This is a genomic window from Acinetobacter sp. AS5 (assembly GCF_048957595.1).
Classification (GTDB): domain Bacteria; phylum Pseudomonadota; class Gammaproteobacteria; order Pseudomonadales; family Moraxellaceae; genus Acinetobacter.
This window is the reverse complement of record NZ_JARDAL010000125.1, coordinates 1-1872: the sequence shown is the minus strand read 5'-3', so window position 1 is coordinate 1872 and position 1872 is coordinate 1. Positions and strand designations below refer to the sequence as shown.

The 1872-nt window shown below is 36.2% G+C and carries 1 protein-coding gene and 3 pseudogenes; 3 read left to right on the top strand and 1 reads right to left on the bottom strand.

Features of this window, described 5'->3' with window-relative positions:
* Positions 1 to 45: 45 nt before the first annotated feature.
* The 3 genes and pseudogenes from PV763_RS17515 to PV763_RS17505 all read left to right on the top strand — a co-directional run.
* Positions 46 to 327 (top strand): annotated as a pseudogene (locus PV763_RS17515) (helix-turn-helix domain-containing protein); the annotation flags it as partial.
* Positions 321 to 685: pseudogene (locus tag PV763_RS17510) on the top strand (IS3 family transposase); the annotation flags it as partial. The pseudogenes PV763_RS17515 and PV763_RS17510, both read left to right, overlap by 7 nt.
* A 196-nt stretch (positions 686 to 881) precedes the next feature.
* Positions 882 to 1343, top strand: coding sequence for a DIP1984 family protein (locus PV763_RS17505; RefSeq protein WP_180039238.1), 462 nt, complete (start codon positions 882 to 884; stop codon positions 1341 to 1343).
* A 386-nt stretch (positions 1344 to 1729) separates the two neighbouring features.
* Here PV763_RS17505 and PV763_RS17500 read toward each other — a convergent pair.
* Positions 1730 to 1872: pseudogene (locus PV763_RS17500) on the bottom strand (integrase core domain-containing protein); the annotation flags it as partial.

The following is a 1872-nucleotide window of genomic DNA, read 5'->3' as shown; positions in this document are numbered from 1 at the left end:
CACTTTTGCAATTTCCTTAGCGGACGGTTTGATATGTTGGTGTCTATGTCGGATAAAGAACTTAAACGATTGTCGGTTTTGCAGGAAATCTGCGATCAACGCATAACTCAATCCCAGGCTGCTCAGCTACTTCTACTTCATATTTCAGAATGTCAGGTCAGACGCTTACTGCAGAAATACAAAGTTCAAGGTCCAGCTGCATTAGCCCATACGGGTCGTGGCCAAACCAGCAATTCCAGGCTTTCTGAAGAACTCAGACTCAAGTGCCTCAATATTGTTTCTGATCAACTGCATGGTTTCGGACCAACCTTGGCGCATGAAAAGCTTATTCAACAGGAGTTATGGTTCATTCTGACCAAGGCAGTCAGTACTGTAGTCGTGCTTTTAGAGCGCTATTATTGACGAATAACTGTATTCAAAGTATGTCACGCAGTCTTGCGCAGTACACTGCTCATGTTGGGACAATGCAGTGACTGAAAGCTTCTTTCATACATTGAAAGGTCATGTAATCCATGGCAGTGTGTTTGCCACTCGAAAAGAAGCGAATGCTGTCTTGTTTGACTATATCGAGATTTATTACAATCGAATCAGAATACATTCTGCAAATGGCTGGTTAAGTCCTGAAGCCTTTGAACAAAAATATTGTAAGAATTTAGAGGGATCGAATGTCCACAATACTGTCTAGGATCAGATAAAGGATTCTGCATCTGAAAAAAGGCCTTTAGCTTAATTCTGAGCTTCGACTAATGACAAAATATAAGACTTCTACCTCTGAAAATTATAAAAAATCAATTTTTTTGATTTTTAAAGAATGAGGATATAGTATTTGTAAAATTACTTAGCTGCTTAAAACTTAATTCTAATTGGTTAATAGGTGAAAAATGAAATTAGCAGAAGCTCTCTTACTTCGAAGTGATCAACAAAAAAAAATTATTTCACTAAAACAACGTATCAATGCAAATGTATTGGTACAAGATGGTGATAAACCATCTGAAGATCCAAATGAACTACTAAAACAAGTATTTGCTTTAATTCAAGAATTTCAAAAATTAAGTTATGCAATTCATGAAACTAATGCTTTAACAAAATTAAATGATGGTCGTTCTTTACTTGCTTTATTGACTTTGCGTGATGAATTTGTAGAACAGCACAAAACCCTAACTGCAGCAATAAGTAATACATCTCGTGAATCTGATCGTTATAGTACGCGGGAAATAAAGTGGCATAAAGTTATTCCAGTTTCATCACTACAAAAACAAGCTGATGATATTAGTCTTAAATTACGTGATTTAAATGTGTTGATTCAGTCGAGTAATTGGAAAATTGATTTGATTGATGCCTAATAGTCCTTTAGATATAATCAAGTTGAACATACTGGGCGAGTACAAGATCCCTTACTTCCACAACATAGGATTGTAAATAAAGTGTAGTGGCTTGCAAAGCAAGTGGATAAGCTTAAAATTTTAAGTACAAATCAATCCATCACTTGGCATAACTCAAATCTTTGTGCGAACAAAGTTACATGTTACTTATAACTACCATGTACTGACAGTATGTTCACCTCAATTACTAAAAATAAAGAAATGAGCAAGCACCAGCTCAACTAGATTTCTATTTTTAATTCGGTTCGGCTTTGTTGCATAACGAGCTGAAAGACAGATTTTGAAAACAGCAGATTCAAATCACAAGTTGAACCGTACCGGGTTTGTCGGAGACTTTTTTATTTAAGTTAGGCCACCTGACCTAACGGGTTAATCTTGTCATAGTACATTGCTTCAAACTCAAAAGGTGATACAACCCAGTGCACTGTGTACACGCTTTTTATTGAACCAATCTACCCAGTTTAGTGTCGCAAGTTGTACATCTGCTAAA

Coding starts and splice junctions, on each gene's coding strand:
- PV763_RS17505 (WP_180039238.1), top strand. CDS start 882: ATGAAATTAGCAGAAGCTCTCTTACTTCGAAGTGATCAACAAAAAAAA.